This window comes from Trueperaceae bacterium (genome assembly GCA_019454765.1).
In the GTDB taxonomy this organism is placed as follows: domain Bacteria; phylum Deinococcota; class Deinococci; order Deinococcales; family Trueperaceae; genus JAAYYF01.
The window spans coordinates 1-24,571 of record JACFNR010000023.1 but is presented as its reverse complement, the minus strand read 5'-3'; the positions used below and the strand labels follow the sequence as shown (position 1 = coordinate 24,571).

21 protein-coding genes are annotated in these 24,571 nt (G+C 73.0%); 9 read left to right on the top strand and 12 right to left on the bottom strand.

Annotation, left to right across the window (positions count from 1 at the left end; genetic code table 11):
* Nucleotides 1-31: 31 nt before the first annotated feature.
* From H3C53_07995 to aroA, 4 genes are all read right to left on the bottom strand, one after another.
* Nucleotides 32-1,243 carry a lipid-A-disaccharide synthase gene (locus tag H3C53_07995; protein ID MBW7916605.1) on the bottom strand — a complete coding sequence of 404 codons (1,212 nt, stop codon included), beginning with the start codon at nt 1,241-1,243 and terminating at the stop codon, nt 32-34.
* Complete coding sequence (locus H3C53_07990; protein MBW7916604.1) at nt 1,240-2,127, bottom strand: NAD(+)/NADH kinase; 888 nt, start codon at nt 2,125-2,127, stop codon at nt 1,240-1,242. The genes H3C53_07995 and H3C53_07990 overlap by 4 nt, the downstream gene beginning before the upstream one ends.
* Nucleotides 2,124-2,771 carry a (d)CMP kinase gene (cmk, locus tag H3C53_07985; GenBank protein ID MBW7916603.1) on the bottom strand — a complete coding sequence of 216 codons (648 nt, stop codon included), beginning with the start codon at nt 2,769-2,771 and terminating at the stop codon, nt 2,124-2,126. The genes H3C53_07990 and cmk overlap by 4 nt, the downstream gene beginning before the upstream one ends.
* A gap of 62 nt (nt 2,772-2,833) precedes the next feature.
* Nucleotides 2,834-4,132, bottom strand: a complete 1,299-nt coding sequence (gene aroA / locus H3C53_07980; GenBank protein MBW7916602.1) for a 3-phosphoshikimate 1-carboxyvinyltransferase — start codon at nt 4,130-4,132, stop codon at nt 2,834-2,836.
* Nucleotides 4,133-4,195: 63 nt separating this feature from the next.
* On the opposite strand from aroA, the gene H3C53_07975 reads away from it, so the two are divergent.
* Nucleotides 4,196-4,627: a SufE family protein gene (locus tag H3C53_07975; GenBank protein MBW7916601.1), complete on the top strand. Its 432-nt coding sequence runs from the start codon at nt 4,196-4,198 to the stop codon at nt 4,625-4,627.
* A gap of 70 nt (nt 4,628-4,697) precedes the next feature.
* Nucleotides 4,698-4,913 (top strand): 50S ribosomal protein L31, encoded by a 216-nt coding sequence (gene rpmE / locus H3C53_07970; GenBank protein ID MBW7916600.1) that lies wholly within the window; start codon nt 4,698-4,700, stop codon nt 4,911-4,913.
* A gap of 37 nt (nt 4,914-4,950) precedes the next feature.
* On the opposite strand, the gene H3C53_07965 is transcribed toward rpmE, so the two are convergent.
* Nucleotides 4,951-6,864, bottom strand: coding sequence for a GAF domain-containing sensor histidine kinase (locus H3C53_07965; GenBank protein MBW7916599.1), 1,914 nt, complete (start codon nt 6,862-6,864; stop codon nt 4,951-4,953).
* A gap of 158 nt (nt 6,865-7,022) precedes the next feature.
* On the opposite strand from H3C53_07965, the gene H3C53_07960 reads away from it, so the two are divergent.
* Entirely contained in the window at nt 7,023-8,324 is a 1,302-nt protein-coding gene (locus tag H3C53_07960; protein ID MBW7916598.1) for a TraB/GumN family protein, read from the top strand.
* Nucleotides 8,325-8,387: 63 nt separating this feature from the next.
* On the opposite strand, the gene H3C53_07955 is transcribed toward H3C53_07960, so the two are convergent.
* The 4 genes from H3C53_07955 to gmk form a co-directional block, all read right to left on the bottom strand.
* Nucleotides 8,388-10,742, bottom strand: a complete 2,355-nt coding sequence (locus tag H3C53_07955) for a tetratricopeptide repeat protein (GenBank protein MBW7916597.1) — start codon at nt 10,740-10,742, stop codon at nt 8,388-8,390.
* Between the two features lie 69 nt (nt 10,743-10,811).
* On the bottom strand, nt 10,812-11,270 hold the full coding sequence (gene argR, locus H3C53_07950; GenBank protein ID MBW7916596.1) for an arginine repressor: 459 nt from the start codon (nt 11,268-11,270) through the stop codon (nt 10,812-10,814).
* Between the two features lie 81 nt (nt 11,271-11,351).
* Complete coding sequence (locus H3C53_07945) at nt 11,352-11,654, bottom strand: DNA-directed RNA polymerase subunit omega (GenBank protein ID MBW7916595.1); 303 nt, start codon at nt 11,652-11,654, stop codon at nt 11,352-11,354.
* Between the two features lie 95 nt (nt 11,655-11,749).
* Nucleotides 11,750-12,352 carry a guanylate kinase gene (gene gmk / locus H3C53_07940; protein MBW7916594.1) on the bottom strand — a complete coding sequence of 201 codons (603 nt, stop codon included), beginning with the start codon at nt 12,350-12,352 and terminating at the stop codon, nt 11,750-11,752.
* Nucleotides 12,353-12,636: 284 nt separating this feature from the next.
* Between gmk and H3C53_07935 the strand changes: the two genes are divergently transcribed.
* Genes H3C53_07935 through H3C53_07915 form a run of 5 tightly spaced genes read left to right on the top strand, consistent with a single transcriptional unit; the run spans nt 12,637 to nt 18,760 of the window.
* Nucleotides 12,637-14,313, top strand: a complete 1,677-nt coding sequence (locus H3C53_07935; GenBank protein ID MBW7916593.1) for a CTP synthase — start codon at nt 12,637-12,639, stop codon at nt 14,311-14,313.
* A complete protein-coding gene (gene udk / locus H3C53_07930) occupies nt 14,310-14,951 on the top strand; it encodes a uridine kinase (GenBank protein MBW7916592.1) in 642 nt (213 codons plus the stop codon). The genes H3C53_07935 and udk overlap by 4 nt, the downstream gene beginning before the upstream one ends.
* Nucleotides 14,948-16,822: a hypothetical protein gene (locus H3C53_07925; GenBank protein MBW7916591.1), complete on the top strand. Its 1,875-nt coding sequence runs from the start codon at nt 14,948-14,950 to the stop codon at nt 16,820-16,822. The genes udk and H3C53_07925 overlap by 4 nt, the downstream gene beginning before the upstream one ends.
* A 10-nt stretch (nt 16,823-16,832) precedes the next feature.
* On the top strand, nt 16,833-17,840 hold the full coding sequence (gene csaB / locus H3C53_07920; protein MBW7916590.1) for a polysaccharide pyruvyl transferase CsaB: 1,008 nt from the start codon (nt 16,833-16,835) through the stop codon (nt 17,838-17,840).
* A gap of 32 nt (nt 17,841-17,872) precedes the next feature.
* A complete protein-coding gene (locus H3C53_07915; protein ID MBW7916589.1) occupies nt 17,873-18,760 on the top strand; it encodes a tetratricopeptide repeat protein in 888 nt (295 codons plus the stop codon).
* Nucleotides 18,761-18,803: 43 nt separating this feature from the next.
* On the opposite strand, the gene H3C53_07910 is transcribed toward H3C53_07915, so the two are convergent.
* The 3 genes from H3C53_07910 to H3C53_07900 all read right to left on the bottom strand — a co-directional run bounded on the left by H3C53_07910 (nt 18,804) and on the right by H3C53_07900 (nt 22,611).
* Nucleotides 18,804-19,640 carry an SIMPL domain-containing protein gene (locus tag H3C53_07910; protein ID MBW7916588.1) on the bottom strand — a complete coding sequence of 279 codons (837 nt, stop codon included), beginning with the start codon at nt 19,638-19,640 and terminating at the stop codon, nt 18,804-18,806.
* A 126-nt stretch (nt 19,641-19,766) separates the two neighbouring features.
* On the bottom strand, nt 19,767-21,029 hold the full coding sequence (locus H3C53_07905; protein MBW7916587.1) for a VWA domain-containing protein: 1,263 nt from the start codon (nt 21,027-21,029) through the stop codon (nt 19,767-19,769).
* A gap of 106 nt (nt 21,030-21,135) precedes the next feature.
* Nucleotides 21,136-22,611, bottom strand: coding sequence for a magnesium chelatase (locus H3C53_07900; GenBank protein MBW7916586.1), 1,476 nt, complete (start codon nt 22,609-22,611; stop codon nt 21,136-21,138).
* A 381-nt stretch (nt 22,612-22,992) separates the two neighbouring features.
* Between H3C53_07900 and H3C53_07895 the strand changes: the two genes are divergently transcribed.
* A complete protein-coding gene (locus tag H3C53_07895) occupies nt 22,993-24,414 on the top strand; it encodes a competence/damage-inducible protein A (protein MBW7916585.1) in 1,422 nt (473 codons plus the stop codon).
* Nucleotides 24,415-24,571 lie beyond the last annotated feature (157 nt).

Sequence of the window (24,571 nt, the reverse complement as noted above, 5' to 3'; positions counted from 1 at the left end):
GCCCCTCCCGCTGCGGACGTCAGCGACCCACCTACTCGTCGGCGGCGGCGAGGTCCCTCAGCCAGTCCCGCAGGTCGGCGGCGAGCGCCGCGCTGGCGCCGGGCGGCCCCATCCGCTCCGCGCCGGCCGCGCGCGCCCGGGCCGCGGCGCCCTCGTCCCGCCACAGGCGGGCCAGGGTCGAGGCCAGCGCCGCCGGCTCCCCGACGCCTTGCGTCACCCCCGCGCCGAGCAGGCGCGCCTGGTTGGCCACGAACGCTGCGGAGTGATCGGGCGCCAGCGGGAAGGTGACGACGGGGACTCCCAGTCCCACGGCCTGCTCGACGGCGGTGCCCGCCGTGCCCACGGCGACGTCGGCGCTCCTCAGCACGTCGGCGAAGCGGTCGACCACCCACCACAGGCGCGTGGCGCCGTTGCGCCAGGCCGCAACGACGCCGGGCGCCACTGCCACGTCGCTCTCCCAGCCCGCCGGGGGCGCCGGCGGCGTCCGCCCGGTCCACGCCACCAACCCCAACGCCCCCGGCAGCCGCTCCAGTGCGGCCACCATGATGGCGACGCTGCGCAGGGCGTAGGCGCGGCTCCCGGGCAGGAGGGCGACGCGCGGCCCCACGGCGTCGCCGCTGCCCTCGAGCTGCCGCCCCTCGAGACCGTCCATCATCGGGTTGCCGAGGTATGCCACGCGCGCGAGACCCAGCCCCCGCAGGTGCCTGGCCGTGGCGGCGTCGCGCACGTAGACCATCGCGCTGCGCCGCATAAGGGCCAGCTCCGGCCGGCGGAACCGCTCCATGAAGTAGCGCCCGGGGCTCGCGGTCCCGCCGAGCCCGTGATGAACGGACACCAGGGTCTGGAGCACGCGCCGCGGCGCGCGCGTCAGCGCGGCGAGGGCGTGGGCGTAGAAGTCGCCGACCACGAACGCGGCGCGCGGCCGCGTTCGCGCCAGCCAGGCGACCTGTCGCACGGTCAGGCCCACGAGCCCGCCCCGCAGGTCGGCGACCAGGTGAGCCGCCGAGTGCATCGTCAGCCCGCCGGAGGGGAGTTCGCGGCGCGGCCCGACCAGCTGGGCGCCGGACCGCGCCAGGGCGGGCCCGCACCCCACCACGGGGAGGGCGTGCACGCGGAGGCCCGGCTCCAGCGCCAGCAGGGCCCCGACGACGCGCCCCGCCACCAGGTCCTCGCCGTGGCCGTTGCTCACGACCAGGAGGTCGGCGCGGGCCGCCTGCGCCCCGCGCAGGGACCGGCCCGTCACGACTCGAGCGGTAGTGGTGGCAGCGGCCCCTCGCCCCAGGCCAGCTTGTGGCGGAGCACGTCGAACGCGCTGCGCCTCCCGGTCGACACGAGCATGAGCCCGCGTTCGGCCGCCGTCAGGAGGATGGTGTCCCCAACCTCGAGGTCGACGCGCTCCTGCCCGTCGATGACCATGGCTATCTCGTCCGAGCGCGTCAGTACCTGCAGGCCGATGACGGACGTGCCGGGCAGGACGATGGGCCGGTTGGTGAGGCTGTGGGGAGCCACGGGCGTGACGACGAGCGCGCGCAGGGCGTGGTCCAGGATGGGCCCCCCCAGCGACAGCGAGTACGCCGTCGAACCCACCGGCGTGGACACCACGAGGCCGTCCGCGCGGTACTCGGTCGCGTACGCCCCGTCGACGCGCATGCGGACCCTCACGAGGCGCGTCATCACCCCCTGCGACAGCATCACGTCGTTCAGGGCGTGCCTGGCGCCCGGCCGCCCCTTGATGCGGACCTCGAGCATCATCTTCTCGCGCACGGGCCACGAGGGCACCTCGCCGGCGGCAGCGAAGCGGAGGACCTCGTCCGCCCCGAACTCCGCCAGGAAGCCGAGCTTGCCGAGGTTGACCCCCATGAGCGGCACGGGGGAGCCCGCCAGGCGACGGGCGGCCGACAGGAGCGTGCCGTCGCCCCCCACCGACACGACCAGGTCCGCGCCGCGGGCGTGCTCCTCGAGCGCGCCCGAGCCGTCGAGGTCGTAGGCCACCGCCACGCCCGCGCGCTCCAGCAGCTCGCCCAGCTCGCGTGCCAGGGGGTGCGCTTCGGGCTTGTGCGCCGTGCTCGCCAGGACCACGCGCGAGAGTGCCGACGCCGGCTTGACGAAGCGGGCGGCCAGGTTCAAGTGGTGACCGCCTTGTAGGGCAGGACGCGCAGCACCGCCGCCAAGATCCGCTCCACCACCTCGGCCAGGGTGAGCGCGCTCGTATCGATCACCTGAGCGTCGGGGGCGGGAACCGATTGGCGCTGGTCGCGCTCGTCACGGCGCGTAAGTTCGGCCGCGATGGCCTCCAGCGCGGCGCCGCGCTCCCCCGCTCGGCGCGCCGCTCGCACCCGGGCGTCGGCGGTCAGGTAGAACTTGGCCACCGCGTCCGGGAAGACGCTCGTGCCCATGTCGCGGCCGTCGATGACGAACGAGCCCCCCATCTCGCGCAGGCGCGCGTTCACCCACGCGCGCACGCCCTGATGTCGCGCGACGGCCGACACGCTGCCGTCGACCGCGTCGGTGTGGAGGTCGTCAGTGAGGTCGGCCCAGTCGACGGTCAGCCGGTTGGCGGCGGCACCGGGGTGCAGGCGCACGTCGTGCCGCGCCAGCAACGCCAGTAGCGCGGCCTCGTCGTCGAGCGGCGCCGCGTGGCGCAGGGCCAGTAGCGTGGCGGCCCGGTAGAGGAGTCCGCTCGACACGTAGGCGACGCCGAGGCGCTGCGCCAACAGCCGCGCGGCGCTCGACTTGCCGGAAGCGGCCGGGCCGTCGATGGTGATCACCACGCGCGCGGGCCCGCTCCCGGAACTCGGGTCGGCGCCCTGCTCCCCGGCGCAGTCTGCCCCGCTCACGCCGACCGCCCGGCCAGGAAGCCCAGGTAGTCGTCGAAGAAGTCGGGGTAGGTCTTCGCCACGCAGCCGGGGTCCTTGATGATCACGTTGGGGAGGCGGGCGCCGGCGACGGCGAGGGACATGGCCATGCGGTGGTCGCCGTAGGTCTCGAGGAGGACCGGTCCGGGCGGGGGGACGGCCAACGGGTGGACGGTCAGCTCGTCGTCCCCCTCCTCCACCCGCGCGCCGAGGCGCGAGAGCTCCGTCGTCATGGCGGCCAGGCGGTCGGTCTCCTTGATGCGCATGTTGCCGACGTTGAAGATCCGCACCGGCCCGTCCGCGAACAGCGCCGCCACGGCGAGCGTCTGCGCCTGGTCCGGCATGTCGTTGAGGTCGAAGGCCTGGGAACCGCGGAGGCGCCCGCCGTGCGGTCCACGCACGCTCACGTGATCGCACCCCCACGTGACCTCGCAGCCCATCGCCTCGAGCACCTTGGCGAGGCGCGCGTCGCCCTGGCGCGTGCCCTTCCCGATGTTGCAGACGCGGGCCTGGCCGCCCGTCACGGCCGCCGCCGCCCAGTAGTAGCCGGCGGCCATGGCGTCCCCCTCGACCGCGTAGTCGCGCCCGACGTAGCCGCCGGGTACGACCCGGAACGCCTCGTAGCCGTCGCGCTCCACGGTCACGCCGAAGTCGCGCATGATGTCGAGCGTCATGTCGACGAACGGCTTGCTCAGGAGCTCCCCCTCGACCTCGAGGGTGACGGGACCGCGCGCGTACGGCGCGGCCATGAGCAGGCCCGAGAGGAACTGCGAGCTCCTGTCGCCCCGCACGCGCACGGTGCCGCCCCGGAGCCCGTCGGTCACGACGGTCACCGGCGGGCAGCCGTTGCCGAACTCACTGGTCGCCTGGGCGCCGAGGGCCGTCAGGGCGTCGAGCGACTCCTGGATGGGCCGCTCGCGCATGCGGGCGTTGCCGTCGAGCCGGAAGCGGCCCCGGCCGAGCGCCACCACGGCGACCAGGAAGCGGAGGCTCGTGCCGGAGAGGCGCAGGTCGAGGTCGGCCGCGCCGGCGGGCACGGGACCGGCAGCGCCGACGACCCGCAGGTCGCCTCCCACGGAACCGACCCGGACGCCCAGCGCGCCCAGGGCCCGCAGCATCACCTCGGAGTCCTCCGCCACGAGGGCGCCGCGCAGCAGCGTCTCGCCGCGCGCGAGCGCCGCGACGACTAGGGCGCGGTTCGTGATGCTCTTGGAGCCGGGCACGCGGAGGGCGCCGCGCACGGCGCCCTGGGGTCCCACTTCTACGGTCGGAGGCAGTCGCACCATCAGCGCCGTCAGGATACACCGCGACCAGCGCCCGCCTCCTGTTAGTCTGCTCGGATGAGCATCCCGGCCAGGTTGCAGTCGATCGTCTCCGACTTCGCGGCGGCGCCGGCCTCGCTCCGCCTACCGCTGTTGCTCGAGTACGCGAACAAGCTGCCCCCGCTCCCGCCGGGCGTGGTCGCCGACCTCGAACGCGTGCACGAGTGCCAGACGCCGCTCTTCCTCCGGGCGGAGGCCGGGCCGGACGGGGTCGTCGAGCTCCTCTTCGACGCCCCGCCCGAGGCGCCGACCACCCGCGGCTTCGCGGCGGTGGTGGGGGCCGGCCTGGCGGGAGCGACGGTCGCGGAGGTCATGGGCGTTCCCGACGACTTCTACCAGGCGATGGGCCTGGCAGAACTCATCTCGCCCATGCGGCTTCGCGGCATGGGCGCCATCGTGACGCGCATCAAGCGCCAGCTCGCAGAGCGCGCGGGCCCTGACGCCGGTTAGCTTTGACGCTTCCGCCGTGCTAACATCCCAGGGTTGACACGACCGGGCCTTGCGCCCGCGGAGGAACGCGATGAAGAAGAACATCCACCCCAAGATGGTGCCCTGCAAGGTCATCTGCGACGGCGAGGTCGTCATGGAGACCTACAGCACGAAGCCGGAACTGCACGTCGACGTCTGGTCGGGCAACCACCCGTTCTACACGGGCGAGCAGCGGTTCATCGACACCGAGGGGCGCGTCGAGAAGTTCCAGAAGCGCTTCGGCGACTCGTACCGCCGCAACAAGTAACCGAGCCGCGGGGCGCCCCGCTCACGACCACCGGGCGTCAGGACGGTATCGCCGCCGAGACGGTGGTGCCGCCGCCCGCTTGCGAGGTCACGTCGAGGCGCCCCCCGCGCGCCTCGACGCGCTCGCGCATCTGCTTCAGGCCCAGGCCGCCCGCCGACGTCACCCGGTCGCCCACGCTCTGAGGGTCGAAGCCGTGGCCATCGTCGGTCACCGTCACGTAGGCCATCCCGTCGGGCGCCGTGCCCAGGCGCACCGCCACCTCGCTCGCCCTGGCGTGCTTGGCAACGTTGTGCATCGCCTCCTGGAAGATCCTGAACAGCACGGCCTCCTGCTTCACCGACAGGGAGGGGAGTTCGCCCACCTCGATGCGAGCCTGGACGTCGTTCTGCTGACCGAAGTCGGCGACGTAGCGCCTGACGGTCTCCACGAAGCCGTGGCGCTCCAGGTCGACCGGCCTGAGCGCGAAGATGGAGCGCCTCACCTCCTTGATGGTCTCGCGCACCGTGTCGCGGGCCTGCCCCAACGACTGTCGCGCCTTCTCGGGGTCCTTCGGCAGGAGCTTGTCCGCCAGGTCGAGCTTGAGGAGGGAGAAGGCGAGGAGCTGCGCGACACCGTCGTGGATCTCCCGGGCGATGCGCGCGCGCTCCTCCACGATGGCGAGCTCCTCCGACTGTAGGTAGGCGGTGGCGTTCCTGACGGCCAGGCTCGCCTGGGTGGCCAGCAGCCCCAGGAACGGGATGGCGCGCCTGTCGAAGTGCGCCTCGTCGGCGTGAGACAACACGATGACGCCGAGGAGCCTGTCGTCGGTCGTCAGCGGGAGCGCCACCGCGCTACCGGCCTCCTTGAGTAGCGGGCCCGAAGCGGCCCGCTCGGCGTCGCCGAGCCTCTCGATCACAGTCGGCTCCCCCTTGAGCGCCACGCGCCCGACTATCCCCTCCCCCACCTTCCAGCTGGGCGGAACCGTGACGCGCCCGATCCCCAGGCTGGCGCGCAGCTGCAGGCGCGACCCGTCCTCCAGCAGGAAGACACCGCCCGCGCCGGCGGCCACGCGCGCCATCATCTCGGTGAGCACCGCGTCAAGTAGGCGTTCGAGGTTGCCCTCGGCCCGCAAGCGCCGGTCGACCTCGATGAGCGTGAGTAGGTCGCGCATGCGCAGGTTGGTCGCCTCGGCCACGGCCGAGAACTGCGAGGCGAGGATGCCGAACGCCTCGCGACTGCCGGCGCTCGGGGCCCCCCGGTAGTAGGCGTGCAACGAGCCCTCGGGACGCCCACCCCACGACAGGGGCGCGCTGAGGACGACCAGGCGCTCGCCGTCGGCGCCGAGGTACTCCCCCAGGGCCTCGCGCTGACCGCTGCCGGCCTTGCCGCGGCGCAGGTCCGCGTCGCGGCCCTGCGCGTCGGCCGCGAGTTCGGGCGTGAGCCCGACGCCGCTGGCCGCCCCGTACTCGGCGGGACCCATCACCAGCCCGACGGCCTCGGCGCCGGTGACCTTCGCCACGCCGCGCACCGCCACCGCGATGGTGCCCTCGATGTCGGGCGCGGCGGCGTAGCGAAGCGTGACGTCCTGGATGGCGCCCAGCAGCTCGTGGCTGGAGCGCAGCTCGCGGTAGAGGCGCGCCAGGTCCGCCTGCGCCTGCTCGTGGGCCTTGGCTTCCCTGGCGATCCAGTTCAGCGTCACGTACGTCGCCAGCGGCCCCAGGATGCCGTAGAAGAGCAGCGGCGCCCAGAACCGGAACGTCGGGCCGCCCAGCGGCACGACGATGAGTTGGTAGACGACGACGACCCCGACGATGGCGAGCGGCAGCCAGAGCCGCGCCAGGCGCACGTGATGCGAGAGGCTCTCCTCACCCGTGACCCGCTTGACGAGGGTCGGCCCGGCGGACGTCGGCCCCACGGACGTCGGCCCGACGGACGTCGGCCCGACGGACGTCGGCCCGACGGACGTCGGCACCCTACCCATACGACCCCCCGCGTTGTGCCGCTCGAGCGGCAACGGTGATGCTCACCCCCCGATTCTAATGAAGCGGTCGCGGCCACGCGGCGGGCGCGCCCACCGGGCGCGCCCGACGGGCGCGACGGGGCGGTGCGCGGCCGAGGGTACACTTCGGCATGACCGACGAGCCCCACGCGGCCCCGGGCGTCGACGACGCCGCCACGCCGGCCGCCGACGCCGCCCCGCCCCCCGAGCACGCCGCCCCTCCCACGGTCGAGGAGCTGCGCGCGCTTGCCGGCGACCAACCACTCGAGGTCGTGGAACGAGCGGGAGTGCGCTACACGCTCCTCGGGACGGCGCACGTCTCGCGAACGAGCGCTGAGGTGGTCACCAAGATGATCGCCGGCGGCCGCTTCGACGCGGTCGCCATCGAGCTCGACGCCGGCCGCTACCGCGCCCTCACCGAGCCGGAGGCGCACGCCCAGATGGACCTGCTGAAGGTGCTGAGGCAGGGCAAGGCCGGCATGCTCGCCGTCAACCTTGCCCTGGCGGCGTTCCAGCAACGGATGGCGGAGCAGTTCGGGGTGGAGCCGGGGGCGGAGATGCGGGCCGCCATCGCCGGGGCGAAGGCCGCGCAGCTGCCGGTGCTGCTCATCGACCGCGACATCGGCGTGACGCTGAGGCGCGTCAACGCCAACCTCGGCTGGTGGCAGCGACTCACGCTGTTCGCCGGCCTGATCGCGTCCGCCTTCAGCAGCGACAAGATCTCCGAGGCGGACGTGGAGGCCCTCAAGGAGGGCGACATCCTGGAGTCGACGTTCACGGAGTTCGCGGCCAAGAGCGAGCGCATCTACCGGCCGCTCGTGGCGGAGCGCGACGAGTACATGGTCGCCAGGCTGTTGGAGCGCGCTCCCGGCCACAGGGACGTCCTGGTCGTGGTGGGCGCCGGCCACCTCAAGGGCGTCGCCGCCCTCCTGTCGGGGCCGCCGAGCGACCCCGCCGCGACCACGGCGCGCCTGGAGGTCGTGCCGCCGCCGACCCCCCTCACGAAGGCGCTGCCTTGGCTGGTGGTCGCGCTCGTGCTGGCGGGCTTCGTCGTCGGTTTCCTGCGCAGCCCGGACGTCGGCCTCACGCTGCTGACGGAGTGGACCCTCATCCACGTGGTCCTGAGCGCGCTGGGCGCGCTGGTGGCGCTGGCCCACCCGGTGACGGTGGTGGCGGCGGCGGTTGCGTCGCCGTTCACGGCCCTCAACCCCCTGATCGGGGTCGGGTTCGTGGCGGCGGGGACCGAGCTATGGTTGCGCCGCCCGAGCGTCGGCGACTTCGAGGCGCTGCGGCGCGACGTCACGACAGCCCGGGGCTGGTGGCGCAACCGCGCCGCCCGCGTGCTGCTCGTCTTCGTGCTCACGACCCTGGGGTCGGCCACCGGGACCTACGTGGCGGGGTTCAGGATCTTCGGGCGCCTCTTCGGGGGCTGACGCGGCGCATCGGCGCCAAGCGGGCCTCCCCTTCACCTGGGAGGTGCCCCGTCCCGCGGGGGGTCAGGGCGCCGCCGGCGCTCCGTCCAGGGCCCACGCCGCGTAGGCGTCCACGAACACGAACCGGTAGTCCGCCGTGCCGCCGGCTAAGAGGTAGGCCAGGTAGGCGTCGACGTCGGCGGCCGTGCTGCCGCCGAACAGCTCGGCGCCGCTCTTGCCCGCGAACCGCCCCGTCGTCACCCTGGGCAGGGCGTCGTCGGCCGCGCCGGCGGCGGCCGCCAGCTCGGCCAGGAGCGCATCGGTGAGGGCGTCAGGTCTGGCGAGCATGGAGGCGTCGTAGAGGGGCGCTCCCGAGTCGAGGGCGGTCATCACGACGCCGCGGCTCAACAGGCGCCGCAGGGCGACGGGCTCACCGGCAACCGCCACGGTCGCGCTGCCCTCGGCGTGGCTGCCGTCGAGCGCGCTCACCTCCACCCGCAGCTCGTAACCGCCCGGCGCCAGGTCGACCGGCAGGTCGAGGAAGAGCGAATCGATGACGTAACCGACGGCGCCGCTAGGCACGACGACGTCGTCGCCGCCCGCGGCCACCTCCTCGCCCCCCTCGGTCAGGAGGGTGAGGGTCACCGTGAGTCGCCCCGGCAGCTGCTCGCCCGGCGTGCTGACCTCGAAGGTCGGGTACAGCCGGTCGCCGGGGTGGTAGGGCGTGGCGTCCGGTCCGCGCGCACCCAGTCGGGCCTGCACCGCGCCGAGGAGCTCGAGCGGCGGCGGCGGCGCGTCGAGCGCGACGAGCCGCTCGCGGGCCGCGCCGACCTGCGTGGCGAAGCCGGCGTCGTCGCCGGCCATCGCGACGAAGCGGCCGTACTGCGCCTTGGCCTCGTCGCGTCGCCCCTCCGCCTCGTAGAGGCGCGCCAGGGAGTAGCTCACGCCGGCCGCGTCAGGGAAGCGGGTCAGCGCGACCTCGAGGTCCTTGACGGCCTCGTCGTCGATGGCCGGGTCGAGCCGCGTGGCCCGGGCGTACGCCTCCTCCGCGGCGGCCGGTCTCCCGGTGACGCTTCGCACCAGTCCGATGTTGTAGAGGGCGATGTACTGGTTGGCGTCGAGCTCGACCGCCCTCAGCGAGGCGGCCTCGCTGCGCTCCAGGAAGCCGAGGAGGTAGTAGGCCCACCCGAGGTTCGTCCAGTAGAGGTCCGACTCCGGGTCCAGCTCGACGGCGGGGGCCAGCGCCTCCGCCGCCGCCAGGGCGTCGTCGCGGTCGAAGGCCAGGAACGACAACCGCTCGAACGGGTAGACGAGGAACGGCGCCTGGCGCGTGAGCGCCTCGAGCGCGGCGGTCTCCTCGTCGGCCGCGTCGGCGAGCTGAGCCACCAACGAGGCGCCGAGGAGGGCGGCCGGCAGGTGGGCGCCTGCGCGCCCCGTCAGGGCGCGCCCCGTCAGGGCGCGCACCGCGGCGAGCGCGGCGCCCTGATCGCCCTGCGCCCAGGCCAGGGAGGCGGCCAGCGCCTCGCCGTACGGGTAACCGCCGCCGTCGGTGGCCGTCGACAGGGCGGCCCCCGCGGTGGCGTAGTCGCCCACGCTGGCGGCAAGCACGGCGGCCCACGCCTCCGCCACGGGTCGGTGCGTCGCGGCGGCGGCGGCCTCGAACGCAGCGAACGCGGCGTCCTCGTCGAAGGCGTCTACGCCGAGCGCGAACAGCGCCCGCCGCAGGAGGCGCGTGCCGGAGGTCACCGGCTCGGCCGCCGTGGGATCGGCGGCTCCCGCGAGGTCCTCGCGCAACCGCAGGGCGCGGCCGGGCAGGTCGGCGTCGGCCACGGTGGCGAGGAGGGCGGAGGCGTCGCCGACGAGCCCGCCGCTCGCGTACACCAGCGCCGTCACGTAGGTGGCGTAGGCGCCGTCGAGCTCGGGCGCCGCCGGTGGAGCCGGGCGCGGTAGCGTCGGCTCGGCCTGCGCCACCACTCGGGCGGCCTTGGCGACGAGGCGGTCGCGCCGGGCGTGAGGCGCCTCCACCGTGGCCGTGGTCACCCCGGTGGGTCCGGCCACGGCGAGCAGGAGGCGGTAGGCGTCGTCCACGACGAGTACGCGACCGGTCACCACGACGTCGACGCCCAGCGCCCCTCGCAAGAGGCCCACGCCGGCGGCGCCGTACATCGGGTCCTGGCCCGTCACGCGGGTGAGCCCGACGAACCCCCCGCCTGCCATGATGGGAGGCACCGCGCCGGACGTCACCTCGGGCCCGAGGAGCAGGTCGACGCCTGCGAAGGCGGTGGCGAGTTCTTCGGCGACGGCCATGCCAAGTAGCGGGTCGTCGCTGTCGAACGGGTGCACGGCCATGGCGGCCGCCCTGACGGCCGCGTGGGGCGCGGCGACGGCGGCGAACACGATGAGCAAGGGAAGCAGCAGGCGGCGGGACGGACGTGACATCTGTTCCTCCAGTGCGGCTAAGGCTAGCACGCCCCCTACGGAACTTTCAGGTGCGGCGCCTCGCGGATGTCACTCGAGGAACCGTTCGAACTCCTCGAGAAGCACCTGGGCGGCGGCGACCGTGCGCGCCACCACGAGGATGGCGTTCTGGCCCGCGAGGGTCCCGACGATCTCGTCGCGCTCGAGCTTGTCGATCACGAAGGCGACGCCGGAGGCGTGCCCCTCGTCGGTGCTCACCACGATGATGTTCTCGCCCCTGTCGAGGTCGCGCACGAACAACCTGAAGCGGTCGCGCAGCTCCCGCTCCACGTCGTCTTGCATCACCATCGGCGTGGCGCTGTACCTGTGCCTGCCGCGCCCAGACGGCACCCTGACGAGGCGCAACTCGCTCACGTCGCGGCTGATGGTCGCCTGCGTCACGTTGATGCCGCCCTGCGCGAGGCGGGCGGCGATCTCAGCCTGGGTTGAGATGAACTCGTTCTCGACCAGCTCGACGATGAGTCGCTGACGGTGTTCCTTGCTCGCCATCGCGCATCAGCCTAGCATCCGGGTCGGGAACGGCGAGCCCGCGATCCGCCGCGCGCCGACGCCGGCACGGTCACGCGCGCGTCAGTCGTCGTCGTCGTCGAACGGCGTGCCGACGAAGGTGTTCACGGGCTCCGGCTTGCGGACCTCGACCAGGCGGCGGACCTCGTCGAGCGGCGGAAGATCGTCGCCCCAGACGACGCCGGCGCCGGTCTCGAGCTCCTTCATCGCGACGGTCACGCTGTTCTCCATGCTGGACAGCGTGCCGGGCTCGAGGACGGTGGGCACGCCCATCTTCAGTTGCGCCGCGCGCAACGCCACGACCATCGACAGGCGGTAGCGCGAGTCGGTGAGGTTGATAAGCTTGTCGTACCCTTCTTGAGCCATCGGCCCCTCCCTGCTGGGCCGCTCACGGCCCGCCCGACGCGGGCGCCCCGCGGTCGACCGTCGATTCTAACCCGCGACGCGCCCTGGCGGGGGTGTCAGGTCCGACCCGCCGGGCCGGCGCGCAGGAACTCGGCGAGGCGCGCGTCCGTGACGAGTCTGGCGCGCGCGCGTTCCGCGCGGATGACGGCCTCGAACTCCTCGACGGCTCGCCCCACCTCGTCATTCACGACCAGGTAGTCGAACTCGCGCAGGGCCCGGATCTCCTCCCTGGCCCGCGCGAGTCGCTTCTGGATCTTCTCCTCGCTGTCCGTGCCGCGACCGCGGAGCCGCCGCTCGAGCTCCGCCAGCGACGGCGGCGCGATGAAGAGCATCACGGCCTCCGGGAGGCGCCTCTTGACCTGACGGGCGCCGACCAGCTCCACCTCGAGCAGCACGTCGCGCCCTTCCGCCAACGCCTGCCGCACTGGCGCCTCCGGCGTGCCGTAGTAATCACCGACGTAGTCGGCGTACTCGAGCAGCGCTTGGTCGTCGATCATCCGCTCGAAGTCGCCGCGCGACACGAAGTGGTACTGCACGCCGTCGACCTCGCCGGGCCGGCGCGCGCGGGTGGTGGCGGAGATCGAGTAGGTCATGTCGGCGAGGAACGGGGCCGCCGCCCGCCTGATGGTGTCCTTGCCCACGCCCGACGCCCCGGTCATGACGAACAGGATGCCCGGGCGCAGGGAGGCGCCGCCGGCAGGGGCTTCGGTCTCGCGCTCAGGCGTGCCCGGCTCGGCCGCCTCGTCTGGTTCCTGGTTCACGCGCAGCTGGGCCTCCTAGGCGCGGGCCGTGCCGCGCCGCGCCCGACCCGTCGTGAAGGCGGGGTCGGGCGCGACTGTACCACGCGCCCGCGCGCCCAGGGGGCGCGCCCCCTGGGCGACCCCGCCACGGCGCGCGGTGCTAGCATTGAGCCCCGGGAAGGTGAGCGGTGGACAGAAAGTACATCTTCGTCACGGGCGGCGTGGTCTCCAGTCTCGGGAAGGGCATCACCACCTCGAGCATCGGAGCGCTGCTGCGCGCCCGCGGCTACCGGGTAACGGCCGTCAAGATAGACCCGTACGTCAACGTCGACGCGGGCACGATGCGGCCGTACGAGCACGGCGAGGTGTTCGTCACCGACGACGGGGCGGAGACGGACCTCGACATCGGCACCTACGAACGCTTCCTGGACGTCGACCTGGGGCGCGACAACAGCATCACGACGGGCCAGGTCTACCTCCGCGTCATCGAGCAGGAGCGACGCGGCGCCTACCTGTCGCACACGGTGCAGGTCATCCCGCACGTCACCGACGAGATCAAGCGCCGCATCTTCGAGGCGGGCGACGCGGCGGACGCCGAGATCGTCCTCGTCGAGGTCGGCGGCACGGTCGGCGACATCGAGTCGTTGCCGTTCCTCGAGGCGATCCGGCAGATGCGCTTCGAGCTCGGCCGCGCCAACACCCTCTACCTGCACGTCACGCTCGTGCCGTACCTGAGCGCAAGCGAGGAGCACAAGACCAAGCCGACGCAGCACTCCGTGGCCACCCTGCGCGGCGTCGGCATCCAGCCCGACGCCCTGGTGTTGCGCTCGCAGTACGCCGTGCCGGAGGGGGGCAGGCGCAAGATCGCGCTGTTCGCCAACGTGTCGCCAGACGCGGTGTTCAGCGCCTACGACGCCGACTTCGTCTACGCGGTGCCGGAGATGCTCGAGCAGCAGGGGGTCGGTCGCTTCGTCGAGGAGCTGCTCGGACTCGAGAAGGTGACGCCCGAGCTGCGCGTGTGGCAGGGGGCCGTCCGCACGCTGAGGCACCCCGGGCGGCGCGTCGACATCGCGGTGGTGGGCAAGTACGTGGCCATGCCCGACGCCTACCTGAGCCTGATGGAGGCGTTGAAGCACGCGGGGATCGCCAACGACGCCGCCGTCGACATCAGCTGGGTGAACGCCGAGGACCTCGTCGAGGGCGACCTCGGTGACCTGACGGGCTACGCGGGCATCCTGGTGCCGGGCGGCTTCGGCATCAGGGGGATCGAGGGGAAGGTCCGCGCCGCCAAGCTGGCGCGCGAGCACGGCGTGCCGTTCCTCGGCATCTGTCTCGGCATGCAGGTGGCCGTCATCGAGTTCGCCAGGAACGTGGCCGGCCTGCCGGGCGCGAACTCGACCGAGTTCGACCCGTACACGACCGACCCCGTCATCGGCCTCATGCCAGAGCAGTTGGAGGTCGCCGACATGGGCGGCACGATGCGCCTCGGCAGCTGGCCGATGGACCTCACCCCTGGCAGCCTGGTGGCGGGGCTGTACGCCGAGTGGGGCGGTGGCGCCACCGTGACCGAGCGTCACCGGCACCGCTACGAGGTGAACCCGGATTACGTGGAGCGCCTCACGGGCGCGGGCCTCGTCATCGGCGGGGTCACGCCTGGGATGGCCGGCCGCGGGCGGGGCCTGGTCGAGTCGATCGAGTTGCCGGGTCACCCGTTCTTCCTCGGGGTGCAGTCGCACCCCGAGTTCAAGTCGCGCCTCATGCGCCCGAGCCCACCGTTCGCGGGCTTCATCCGCGCCGCTGCGCAGCGCGCGGCCGCGCAGCGCGCGGCCGGGCGACCGGGCGCCGCCGCCGGCGCCACGACCACCGCCGAGGAGCGATGACGGAACGCCCGAAGGTGATCGGGCTGGCGGGGGGCACCGGGTCAGGCAAGACGACCGTCGCCAAGGCGCTCCTGGCCGAGGCGGGACCCGGCAACGCCCTCCTGCTGCCGCAGGACGCCTACTACCGCGCGCAGGGCGACATGCCGTTCGAGGCCCGCGTCCTCACGAACTACGACGAGCCGAGCGCGTTCGACACGGAACTCCTCGTGCAGCACGTCGACAGACTCGCCGCCGGGGAGTCGGTCGAGCGCCCGGTCTACGACTTCGCTCAGCACGACCGCTCCAACGCCACCCTGCGCCTCGCCCCGGCACCCATCATCATCGTCGAGGGCATCCTCGTCCTGTTCGACCCCCACCTGAGGGAGCGGATGCAGCTCAAGGTGTTCGTCGACGCGCCCCCCGACGAGCGCTTCATCAGGCGCCTCGAACGAGACGTCGAGGAGCGTGGCCGCAGCGCCCAGTCGGTGATCGCCCAGTACCGGCGCACGGTGAAACCGATGCACGACCTGTTCGTCGAGCCCACCAAGCAGTACGCGGACCTGATCCTGCCGGAGGGCGGCAAGAACCGGGTGGCGCTCGAGGTCCTGGTCGATCACGTCGACGCCTACCTGCGGCGCCACGGAAGGGGTAGGGCTTGAGCTACCGGCCCCCCAGGAGCACGGTCGCCGACCGCCTCCTATGGGCGGTCGTGGTCTTGGCGCTCGTCCCGGCCGCCGTGCTGGCGGCTCGCCGCGTGGCGGCGGAGGGTAGCCGCGAGGCGGTCGCCATCGTCATGGACGAGCAGGCGTTGGCCACCCAGGGCGACATGATCGGCGTCACCAGCCTGGAGCTGGGCCGCCGCTACCAGGCCCTCGGCCTGCCCGGCGTGGCGCTCTACGAGGACACCATCGAGACGCTCGCCGCGAAGGGTTACGCCGCCACCATGCTCGGGTCGGAGCTCAAGGCTCAGCTGGTGGCGGCCGGGAGGCCCGCGCCGCCGGTCCCGTCGAACGCCACCCTCGTCACGGCCCTCGCGCCGGGGGTGCTCGACCGCCTGATAGCCAAGAACGTGCCCGCGGCGCGTTCGTTCGAGCTCGACGGGCGCACCTGGTACCTGTGGCCCGGCGACGTGAAGAACGTGCTTCCGGCCGGTCCGGACGAGGCGCAGCTCGAGCTCTGGCGGGCGGCGGGCTTCGACATCGCCTACCGGCCCCGCAACGCGCCCTACCGCACGGAGGGGGTGGGGAGCGACTTCCCCGCCGCCGCCACCTACCTGGTGCACGCCGGCACGCAACTGGCGGGCTGGCCGGCGGGCCTCGAGGAGCTGGTCGCCGCCTCCCAAGGGCATTACACGGCCGTCATCGAGGGCACGCCCCAGAGCGGGATGGCGAAGGTTGCCGGGCGGGTGCCCACCGTGCGGCTCCTCAGCTTCAACCAGGACTACATCGACAGGCGCCTGCGCCCCGCCGACCTCGTCGACAAGTACCTCCTCGCCGTCCAGGAGCGCAACGTGCGGCTCCTCTACCTGCGGCCATACACCACGGTCGAGCTGGGCGACCCGATCGAGAACACCGAGAGGCTGGTCTCCTCGCTCACGAAGACGCTCACGGCGCAGGGTTACCGCGTCGGCACCCTCTCGAGCCTCGAGACGAGCTACGTCACGACAGGTTGGCTGCGCGCCCTCGCCGCCATAGGGGTGCTGGCGGGCGTGGCGCTGCTGGCGCGCCGCTTCCCAGCGCCGTTGGGACTCGCCGCCATGGCCCTGGTGGTCGGCGCGGCCGTCTACTTCGCCGGCGCCTCCTGGGACGCCGTTGCCCTGTTGGCGGCGCTCGTCTTCCCCACCCTCGGCTACCTGACGTTCAAGGAGCGGCTGCCGGCCATCCTCGGCGCGACCCTCGTGAGCCTCGCCGGAGCGCTGCTGCTGGCGGCCGTCGGTAGCGAGCGCGACACGCTCCTGGCCATCCGGCCGTTCTCCGGGGTGGGGCTCACCCTCGTCGTCCCGCCCGCCATGTTCTTGGCGGCGTACCTGCTCAGGCTGAAGCGGCCCGTGCTCTGGCTCAAGCAGATGCTCACGACCCACATCACCTTCTCGCACGTGGCGCTGGGGCTCGTCGTTGTCGCGGCGGTGTTGGTCGTGCTGCTTAGGCGCGGCAACGACCCCGTCATCGGCGTGAGCCAGTTCGAGTTGACGCTGCGCTCGCTCCTGGGCGAGTTCGTGGCGCGCCCGCGGTTCAAGGAGTTGCTCGGCCATCCGCTCGCCATCCTCGCCCTTGCCCTGCCGGGCTGGCCCGCGTGGTTGCGCGGCTTGCTCCTCACCGGAGGGGTGGTGGCGCAGGCGAGCGTCCTCAACTCGTTCAGTCACTACCACACGCCTCTCCTGATCTCGCTCGAGCGGACGGCCGTCGCGCTGCTGGTGGGGATCGTCGTCGGGGCGGTCCTGGCGCCCCTCGCCGGCCTGGCCACCCGGCTCGTGACCGCCTGGTTGCGGAGCGCCCCAGCCGACGCCCACGGCCAGCGGCCGTCCGCCTGAGGCGCTGAGCGTGAGGGTGCTGCTCAGCGGTTACTACGGGGCCGGCAACGTCGGCGACGAGGCGCTCCTCGCCGGGCTCGTCGCCGGGCTGCGGGCGCGCGGTCTCGGCGTTGCGGTCCTGTCGGCCGACCCCGGCGCCACGTCTCGCATGCACGGGGTCCGGGCCTTCCACCGCCTCGCCGGGTTGGGGCCCGCGCTGGCCTGGGCAGGCGCCGTCCTGTCGGGCGGCGGGGGCCTGCTCCAGGACGCCACCAGCGCGCGCAGCCTCGACTACTACCTGGGCGTGCTGCGCCTGGCGCGCGCCTCGGGGCGGCGGGTGGCGGTGTACGGGCAGTCGCTCGGGCTCCTCAGCCCGGCCGGGCGCGCCCGGGTCGCGCGCGTCCTCGCCGGGGTGCCCTTGGCGGTGCGGGACGAGGACTCGTTGGCGCTGGCCGGCGAACTGGGTCTCACCGGGGTGTTGGTGGCCGACCCGGCGCTCCTCGTCGAGGTGCCCCTTGACGTGGCGCCGCCGAGCCGCGACGGCCCCGTCGTGTTGGTGCCGCGCGGCGGACAGGACGCCCTCAACTCCGCGCTCGAGTCCCTGGCGCTGCAGTTGAGCGAGGACGGCGTGCCCCTCGCGGCTGCCGCCTTCCACCCGCGGCAGGACGCACCCGCCGTCGCGCGCCTGGCCCACATGGCGCCGACCCTCGAGGTCCGAGACGCCAGCACCCCCGCCGCCGCCCTGCGCGCCCTGAGCGGCGCGCGCTACGTCGTGTCGGTGCGGTTGCACGGCTGCATCCTGGCCGCCCGCCTCGGGGTGGGTTTCGCCGGCCTGTCGTACGACCCGAAGGTCCGCGGCTTCCTCTCGCAGGCGGTGGCGCCGGCCTTCCAACGGCCCGTCGACGAGCGCGCCCTCCTCAACCTCGTCAGGAGCGCCCCGCCCATCGCGGAGCACGCGGCGCTGCACCTGACGCGACTTGCCGACGAGGGCCTGGACTGGTTGGCGGCCGCGCTGGCGCGCCGCCGTGTTCCGCGCTGAGTTCTCACGGCGGGCCGGGTTACCCTGACAGCGTGAGGCCCGGAGGTCACCTGCACGTCGCGCGCGCCTGCGCGACCGGCCGCGAAGCGCGCCGGCGCCGGCCCACGGGCGGAGCGCGCCACGGAGCGCTGGTCGGGGGCGCGTGGCTGCTCGGCGCGCTCTTGCTCGGCGCGCTCTCGCTCGCCGCGCTCTCGCTCGGCGGGCTCGCCTGGGCGCAGGCGGCCGAGTTCGCTCAGATGGAGGCGTTGCTGGCGCAGGGCTACTACAACTCCGCGGCGCGCCTGAACGGTCCCGAGTTGGTGGCGCGCTTCCCGGACGAGGGGCGCGCTCACTTCCTGTTCGCCCGCGCGCTCTACCTGACGGGCGACCTGGAGCGCGCCGCCTCGGCCCTGGACCGCGCCATCGCCCTGGAGGGCGACGCCGACCCCGCCATCGTGAACCTTCAGGGGCTGTTGCGCGCCGCCACGGGCGACCCCGTCGGGGCGTTGCGCGCCCTGCAGAACGCGTTCCTGCGCAGCCGCGACTACCGCTTCGCGATGGATTGGGGCCGGGTGGCGTGGCAGGCGGGGCGCTACGACGAGGCCATCGCCGCCTTCGATGCGGCCGCGGACACGGAGCGGGGGCGCGCGGAGCTGTGGCCCTACGTCGACAAGGGGCGGCTGCTCATGTACGCGGGGCGGCTCGACGAGGCGATCGCGTCGTTCAACGCCGCCATCGACGTGTTCGAGGCGACCGATCCCGGCGAGGCGCGGCCCGGCAGCCCCGCTTACGTCGAGGCGTACTACCGCCTGGGCGAGGCTTACGAACTTCTCGGCGAGGTCGACCGCGCCGAGGTCAACTACCGGGCGGCCAGGTCGGCCGACCCGAACTACGGACCCGCCATACAGGCGCTGGACCGGTTGTCCCGCTCGTTCGAGTGAGGGCAGCCCAGAGGGGCCGGTTGGCTCGCCCTGGGGAGCGAGCTCACTCGCTCCCCAGGGTGGCGGTGGCGAACGTGATGGTGACGTCGACCTGCACGGACAGCTGCCCGGCGCTCACGCCGCCTCCCAGGCCTTCGGCCGCGTAGCGCACGTCGTACCGCGCGCCGCCGGTGGTGACGGGCCCCTCGGTCACGCGGTCGGGGGTGAGGAGCCTCACGCCCGTCAACCGGGCGAGGTGCTCCGCGCGCGCCACGGCGTCGCGCACGGCCGCCTCCCTTGCCGCGGCTCGCAGCTCGTCCGGGTTCGAGATGGTGAAGCTGACACCACCGACGCTGTTGGCGCCGGCGTCGACGGCGGCCGCGAGGAGCTCGCTCACGGCGTCTACGTCGCGAACCACGACCTCGTACTGGTGTTCGACGTGGTAGCGCTCGCCGGCGACGGTGCCGGCGTCGTCGAACACGTCCTGCCGCCACACGTTGAAGCTGAGGGTCCGCACGTCGTCCGCGCTCACTCCGCGGGTCACCAGGGCCTGCTTGACCGCCGCCATGCGCGCGTCCGCGTTCGTGAGGGCGGGGCGGACCGCCTCGTCGGCGACGGACACCCCCAGGGTGAGCACGGCCTGGTCCGGTTCGCCGTAGGCGACGCCGGTGCCAGTGACGGTGATGCCCGTGCCAGTGATGCCGGTGCCAGTGATGCCAGTGACTGTGCCGTCCGTGACGGCGCTGCCCTCCTGCGTGACGCCTGGAGCCCATTGGGCGTGCGCTCCGCCCAGGAGAGTCGCTGCGGCGAGCAGGAGGAGGGCCGGCAGGGCGGCGCGGCGACGGTGGCTGCGACCTCGGCCGAGCCGTGACGTGTCCGCGGGGCGGGGTCTCACACTCAAGTCCATGTCTGCCTCCCTCTGGCGCTCCGGCGCCCACGGCGCCGGTACCGACAACTTACTCACGGCGCCGCGTGAGGACCGTTGGGCCGGGGCCGCCCGGCTCGCCGACGGGCCGGGCGCGCGGGGTCAGTTGACGAGCTTCGTCCGCCTGGACTGGTAATCGAGCAACACGTAGCGGCCGATCGTGCGTGGGGTGGTGAAGTACGCCTTGCCGCGAGTCATGGCGCTCACCCGCTGCACGAACGCGACGAGCTCGGGGTCCTTGGCGAGCATGAACGTGTTCACCTGGATGCCGTGGCGCCGGCAGGCGTTGACCTCTCGCAGGGTGGCGCCCAGGACCAGCGGGTCGAGCCCGTAGGCGTTGCGGTAGATGCGACCGTCCGGCAGGGTGATGGCCGACGGCTTGCCGTCGGTGATCATCACGATCTGCTTCATCTCCTTGTTCTGCCGCAGGAGCAGCCGCTGGGCCAGCCTGAGCCCTTGGGCCGTGTTCGTGTGGTAGGGCCCCACCTGCGCCTGCGCGAGCCTCTGCAGGGGTATCTCCTCCGCGCCGTTGTGGAACAGGACGAACTTGACGGTGTCTCCCCGGTACTGCGTGCGGATCAGGTGGGCGAGCGCCAGCGCGACCTGCTTGGCAGGGGTGAAGCGGTCCTCGCCGTAGAGGATCATCGAGTGGCTGCAGTCGAGCATCACCACCGTGGCGGCGGAGGAGTAGTACTCGGACTCGACCACCATGAGGTCCCCCGCCTCGAGGTCGAGGCGGCCGGCGCCACCGCCTATGTTGCCTCCGACGTTGCCTCCGACGCCGCCGCCGATGCCTCCGGCCCCACGCGCGACCGCGTGGAGCAGGGTGGCCGGCACGTCGAGGTTGAGGGTGTCGCCGAACTCGTACTCCTTGGTGGCACCAGTGGCCTCGACGCCCGTGGTCGTGAAGTGGGTGTCGTGGGTACCTATGCTGGAGCGACCCGCCCCTCCGAGGACGTCCTTCAGGGTGCGGTAGCCGAGGAAGTCGATGGCCTTGTCGGTCAGTTCGAAGGTGGACCGCTTGGCGCTCGCGTGCTTGCCGGCCGCGCCGCCCGCGCCGGCGCCGTCGTCGGCGCCGTCGTCGGCGCCCGGCTCGGCGCCCGAGGCCCGCAGGTACCCCTCCCCTTCCAGTCGCTGGGCCAACTCCTTGACGGCCCGTCCCAGGTCGGTATCGAGCCAGTCGGCCGCCTCGAGGGCGGCCTTGACGACCTCGGGGGCAACGAGCTCGTTGTCGATGAGGGCCTGGGCGATCGCGTCGTACAGGTCCTGCAGCGAGGGGCGGTAGTCGGGGTCGGGGGCGTACGGGTCGCGGTCGAACCCGGATTGCAGGAGGCGCTCCTGCAACATCCGCATGAGGTCGGCCATGTCGAGGTCGTCGAGGCCGCCCTCGTACCTGGAGTACCTGACCGTTGCCACCTGCCTCACCTCCCGCCCGGTTCCGCACCGACCGGCCCGAGCGCCGCCCGGGCCGTCAGTTCCACCGCGGGCGCGGCCCGGCCTCCGCCGGCTCCGCCGCCGCGTAACCCGACTCCTCGCTGCGCCCGATGAGGCGGCGCGCATGGAGGCCTTCCAGGACGAACTCCGCCGCCACGAGCTCGAGGTCGGCAGGGGCGACGTCGCCGCCGGACGGCTCCGTCGCGGCCACCGCCGCCGCCAGGCCCAGCAGGCCGGGGACGACGGTGAGACGGGAGCGCCAGGCGCCCAACGGCTGCGCGCCGGGAAGGCGCAGGCTGTTGCCCTCGTCGAAGTAGCCGACCACCGCCGCGGGATCGAGACCCGCGGACCGCCGCGCGTAGACCTGACCGACCGCGCGCCGCACGATCTCGCGCGCGACCGCCTCGGCCCCCTTGAGTTCCCCTTCGTACTCGAGTTCGATCTTGCCCGTCACGGCGGGGAGGGCCGCGAAGAGGTCGGAGATGCGGGCGACGCTCTCGCCACCGAGCGTGAGCGCGCGCTGCTCGGCGCTACTCACCACGTTCTCGAGGAGACTTATGGGCAGGCGCTGCGACACGCCCGAGTGCTTGTCGACGCGGGGGTCGAGGCGCGCCTGGAACGCCACCTCCTCGACAGCCTCCGCGACGAACGTTGGCACCACCACGCCCTCCTCGCGCGCGGTCCACGCCTCCTGACCCGTGATGGCCATCCCCTCCTCCACCGTCTCCGGGTAGTGGGTGCGCACCTCGCTGCCTATGCGGTCCTTGAGCGGGGTGATGATCTTGCCCCGCGCCGTGTAGTCCTCGGGGTTGGCGCTGAACACCAGCAGCACGTCGAGCGGCAGGCGCATGGGGTAGCCCTTGATCTGGACGTCGCCCTCCTGCATGGCGTTGAAGAGCGCAACCTGGACCTTGCCCGCCAGGTCGGGCAACTCGTTGATGGCGAACACCCCCCGATTGGCCCGCGGCAGCAGCCCGAAGTGCACGGCGCGCTCGTCGCCCAGGCGCGTTCCCAGGCGGGCGGCCTTGATGGGGTCGATGTCGCCGACGATGTCCGCGACGGTGGTGTCGGGCGTGGCCAGCTTCTCGACGTAGCGGTGCTCCCGAGCGAGCCACGCGACGGGGGTCTCCTCGCCGCGCTCCGCGACGATCTCCTTGCCCTCGAGGGTCAGGGGGGCGAACGGGTCGTCGTGAAGCTCCGTGCCCTCTATGTACGGCACGACGGGGTCGAGCAGGGTGACGAGCTGGCGGAGGATGCGCGTCTTGGCCTGCCCGCGCAAGCCGAGGAGGATGAAGTTGTGGCGGCTCAGCAGGGCGTTCACGACGGCGGGAACGACGGTGTCCTGGTAGCCCAGCACGCCGGGGAACAGCTCGTCTCCCCGTTGCAGGAGGGCGACGAGGTTGGCGCGGAGTTCGTCTCGCACGCTGCGCCCGGCCAAGCGCTCCCAGCGCGTGCCGCGCAGGGCGCCGAGCGTTGCCGGGTGAGCGGCATCGGGCCCGGCCGAGGGCTCCACGCCCGCGGCGGACCTTCCTGCCGGAGACCGGCCAGCCGCCGTCCTGGACGCGCTTGTCGAGGTGGGTCTGGTCGTGGTCATGGTTCATGCTAGCACCGGCCGCGGCGCCGTCCCCGTCAGGCTGGGCACGGGCCCTGACCCTCTAGGCCGGTCCCGGCCGCCCGGTCGGCACGGCCCGGAGCCGGCATCACTAGGGGTCGGACCCACATGAGAATGACCCTGCGTGGGGGATCGCAGGGTCAAAGAGAGGAGATGGTGGAAGGCCTAAGCCCTCACCTTGGTTCCTAGGGGGGAGGAACCGCCCACAGGTTACTACATGCGCCGTGGGCTGTCACGTGCGGATCGCGCCAGTCCCACCTGGTAGATTCCCTCATGAACGCCATCGCGAACGCCGAGATCATCACCGTCGGCACGGAACTGCTCCTGGGCGAGATCGTGGACACCAACAGCGCCCGCGTCGCCGCCGACCTGGCCGAGGCGGGCGTCGACGTCTTCTGGGCGGTCAGGGTCGGTGACAACCTCGCCCGCATCGCGGCGGCCTTGCGCCTGGCGCTGCAGCGGAGCGACTTGATCGTCCTCGCCGGCGGCCTCGGTCCGACCGACGACGATCTCACGCGCGACGCCGTCGCGAGCGTCGTGGGCGAGGAGCAACACGTCGACCCCGCCATCGAGGCGTGGCTCCGCGACCGCTTCGCGGCGGGTGGGCGGCCCATGCCGGCCTCCAACCTGCGCCAGGCGCGCGTCATCCCGTCGGCCGAGGTGCTACCCAACCCGGTGGGCACGGCGCCCGGCTGGTTGGTGCGAGGAACCTGGGGCGGAGCGGCCCGGTACATCGTCACCCTGCCCGGGCCGCCGCGCGAACTCGACCGCATGTGGCGCCAGGAGGCCATGCCGCGCCTCCCGCTACCCACCAGCCGCTTCTTCGTTCACACGTTCAAGACCATCGGCGTGGGCGAGTCCGCGGTGGCCGAGAGGCTCGGCGCGCTCACGGACCAGGCGAACCCCAGCGTGGCCACGTACGCGAAGGCGGACGGGGTTCACGTACGGGTAGCGGCCAAGGCGCAGGACGCCCACCATGCGGCGGCGCTGGCCCGGCCCACGCTCAGCAAGGTGGCCGGCCTGCTCGACGGCAGCGTGTGGGGCCACGACGCCGACGAGCTGCCGCGCCTCGTCCTCGCGGCGTTGCGGGCCAGGCGCCAGCGCGTCGCCATCGCCGAGGGCAGTTCGGGCGGCGTGCTCACCGGCTACCTGGTGGGCGCCGACGAAGGCGTCGACCCCCTGGCGCGGCCGACCTCCCTCGCGGGCGCCACGCACGCACCGACGCGCGCCGTCGGGGCCATCGGTGGCAGCGTGATAGCATGCGACTCGGAGACCATGAGAGCGCTCGGCGTGGACAACTCGCTGCTCGACCGACTGCCCCACGGGGTGGTCGAGGTGGCCGTCGCGTTGGCGATCGCGGTGCGGGCGTTCTTCAAGGTCGACCTAGGCGTGGCCAACTTGGGACCTTGCGTCCCGGTGCTGGCGGCCTACGACGATGCGAACTCGGATGAACGCAGTGCCCCCCGAAGCGCCGGAACCGCGAACGGAGGTTCGTCCCGACCGGGGCGGACTCCGACTTCCGCCGGTGCGCGGGGCGCCGGACCGGCAGGAGAAGAACGCCCGCTCACGCGGGTAGTCATCGCGATCGCTAGTGGAACGGGCACCTCCGTGAGAACCGTGGACCTGCCACCTCTAGGTGGGCCTTGGCAACGGGAACGGACCGCGTTCACCAGCCTGCACCTCCTCCGGTCGGCGTTGCGCTGACGAGCGCGCGCTGCGCAGACGCTCGGGCGGGCCTGTCACGGGCTCCCCGGTAACCGGATGGAGGAACGCGGGACCATGGACGACCAGCGCAAGAAGGCCTTGGATGCGGCGTTGTCGCAGATCGAGCGGCAGTTCGGTCGTGGGGCGATCATGCGGT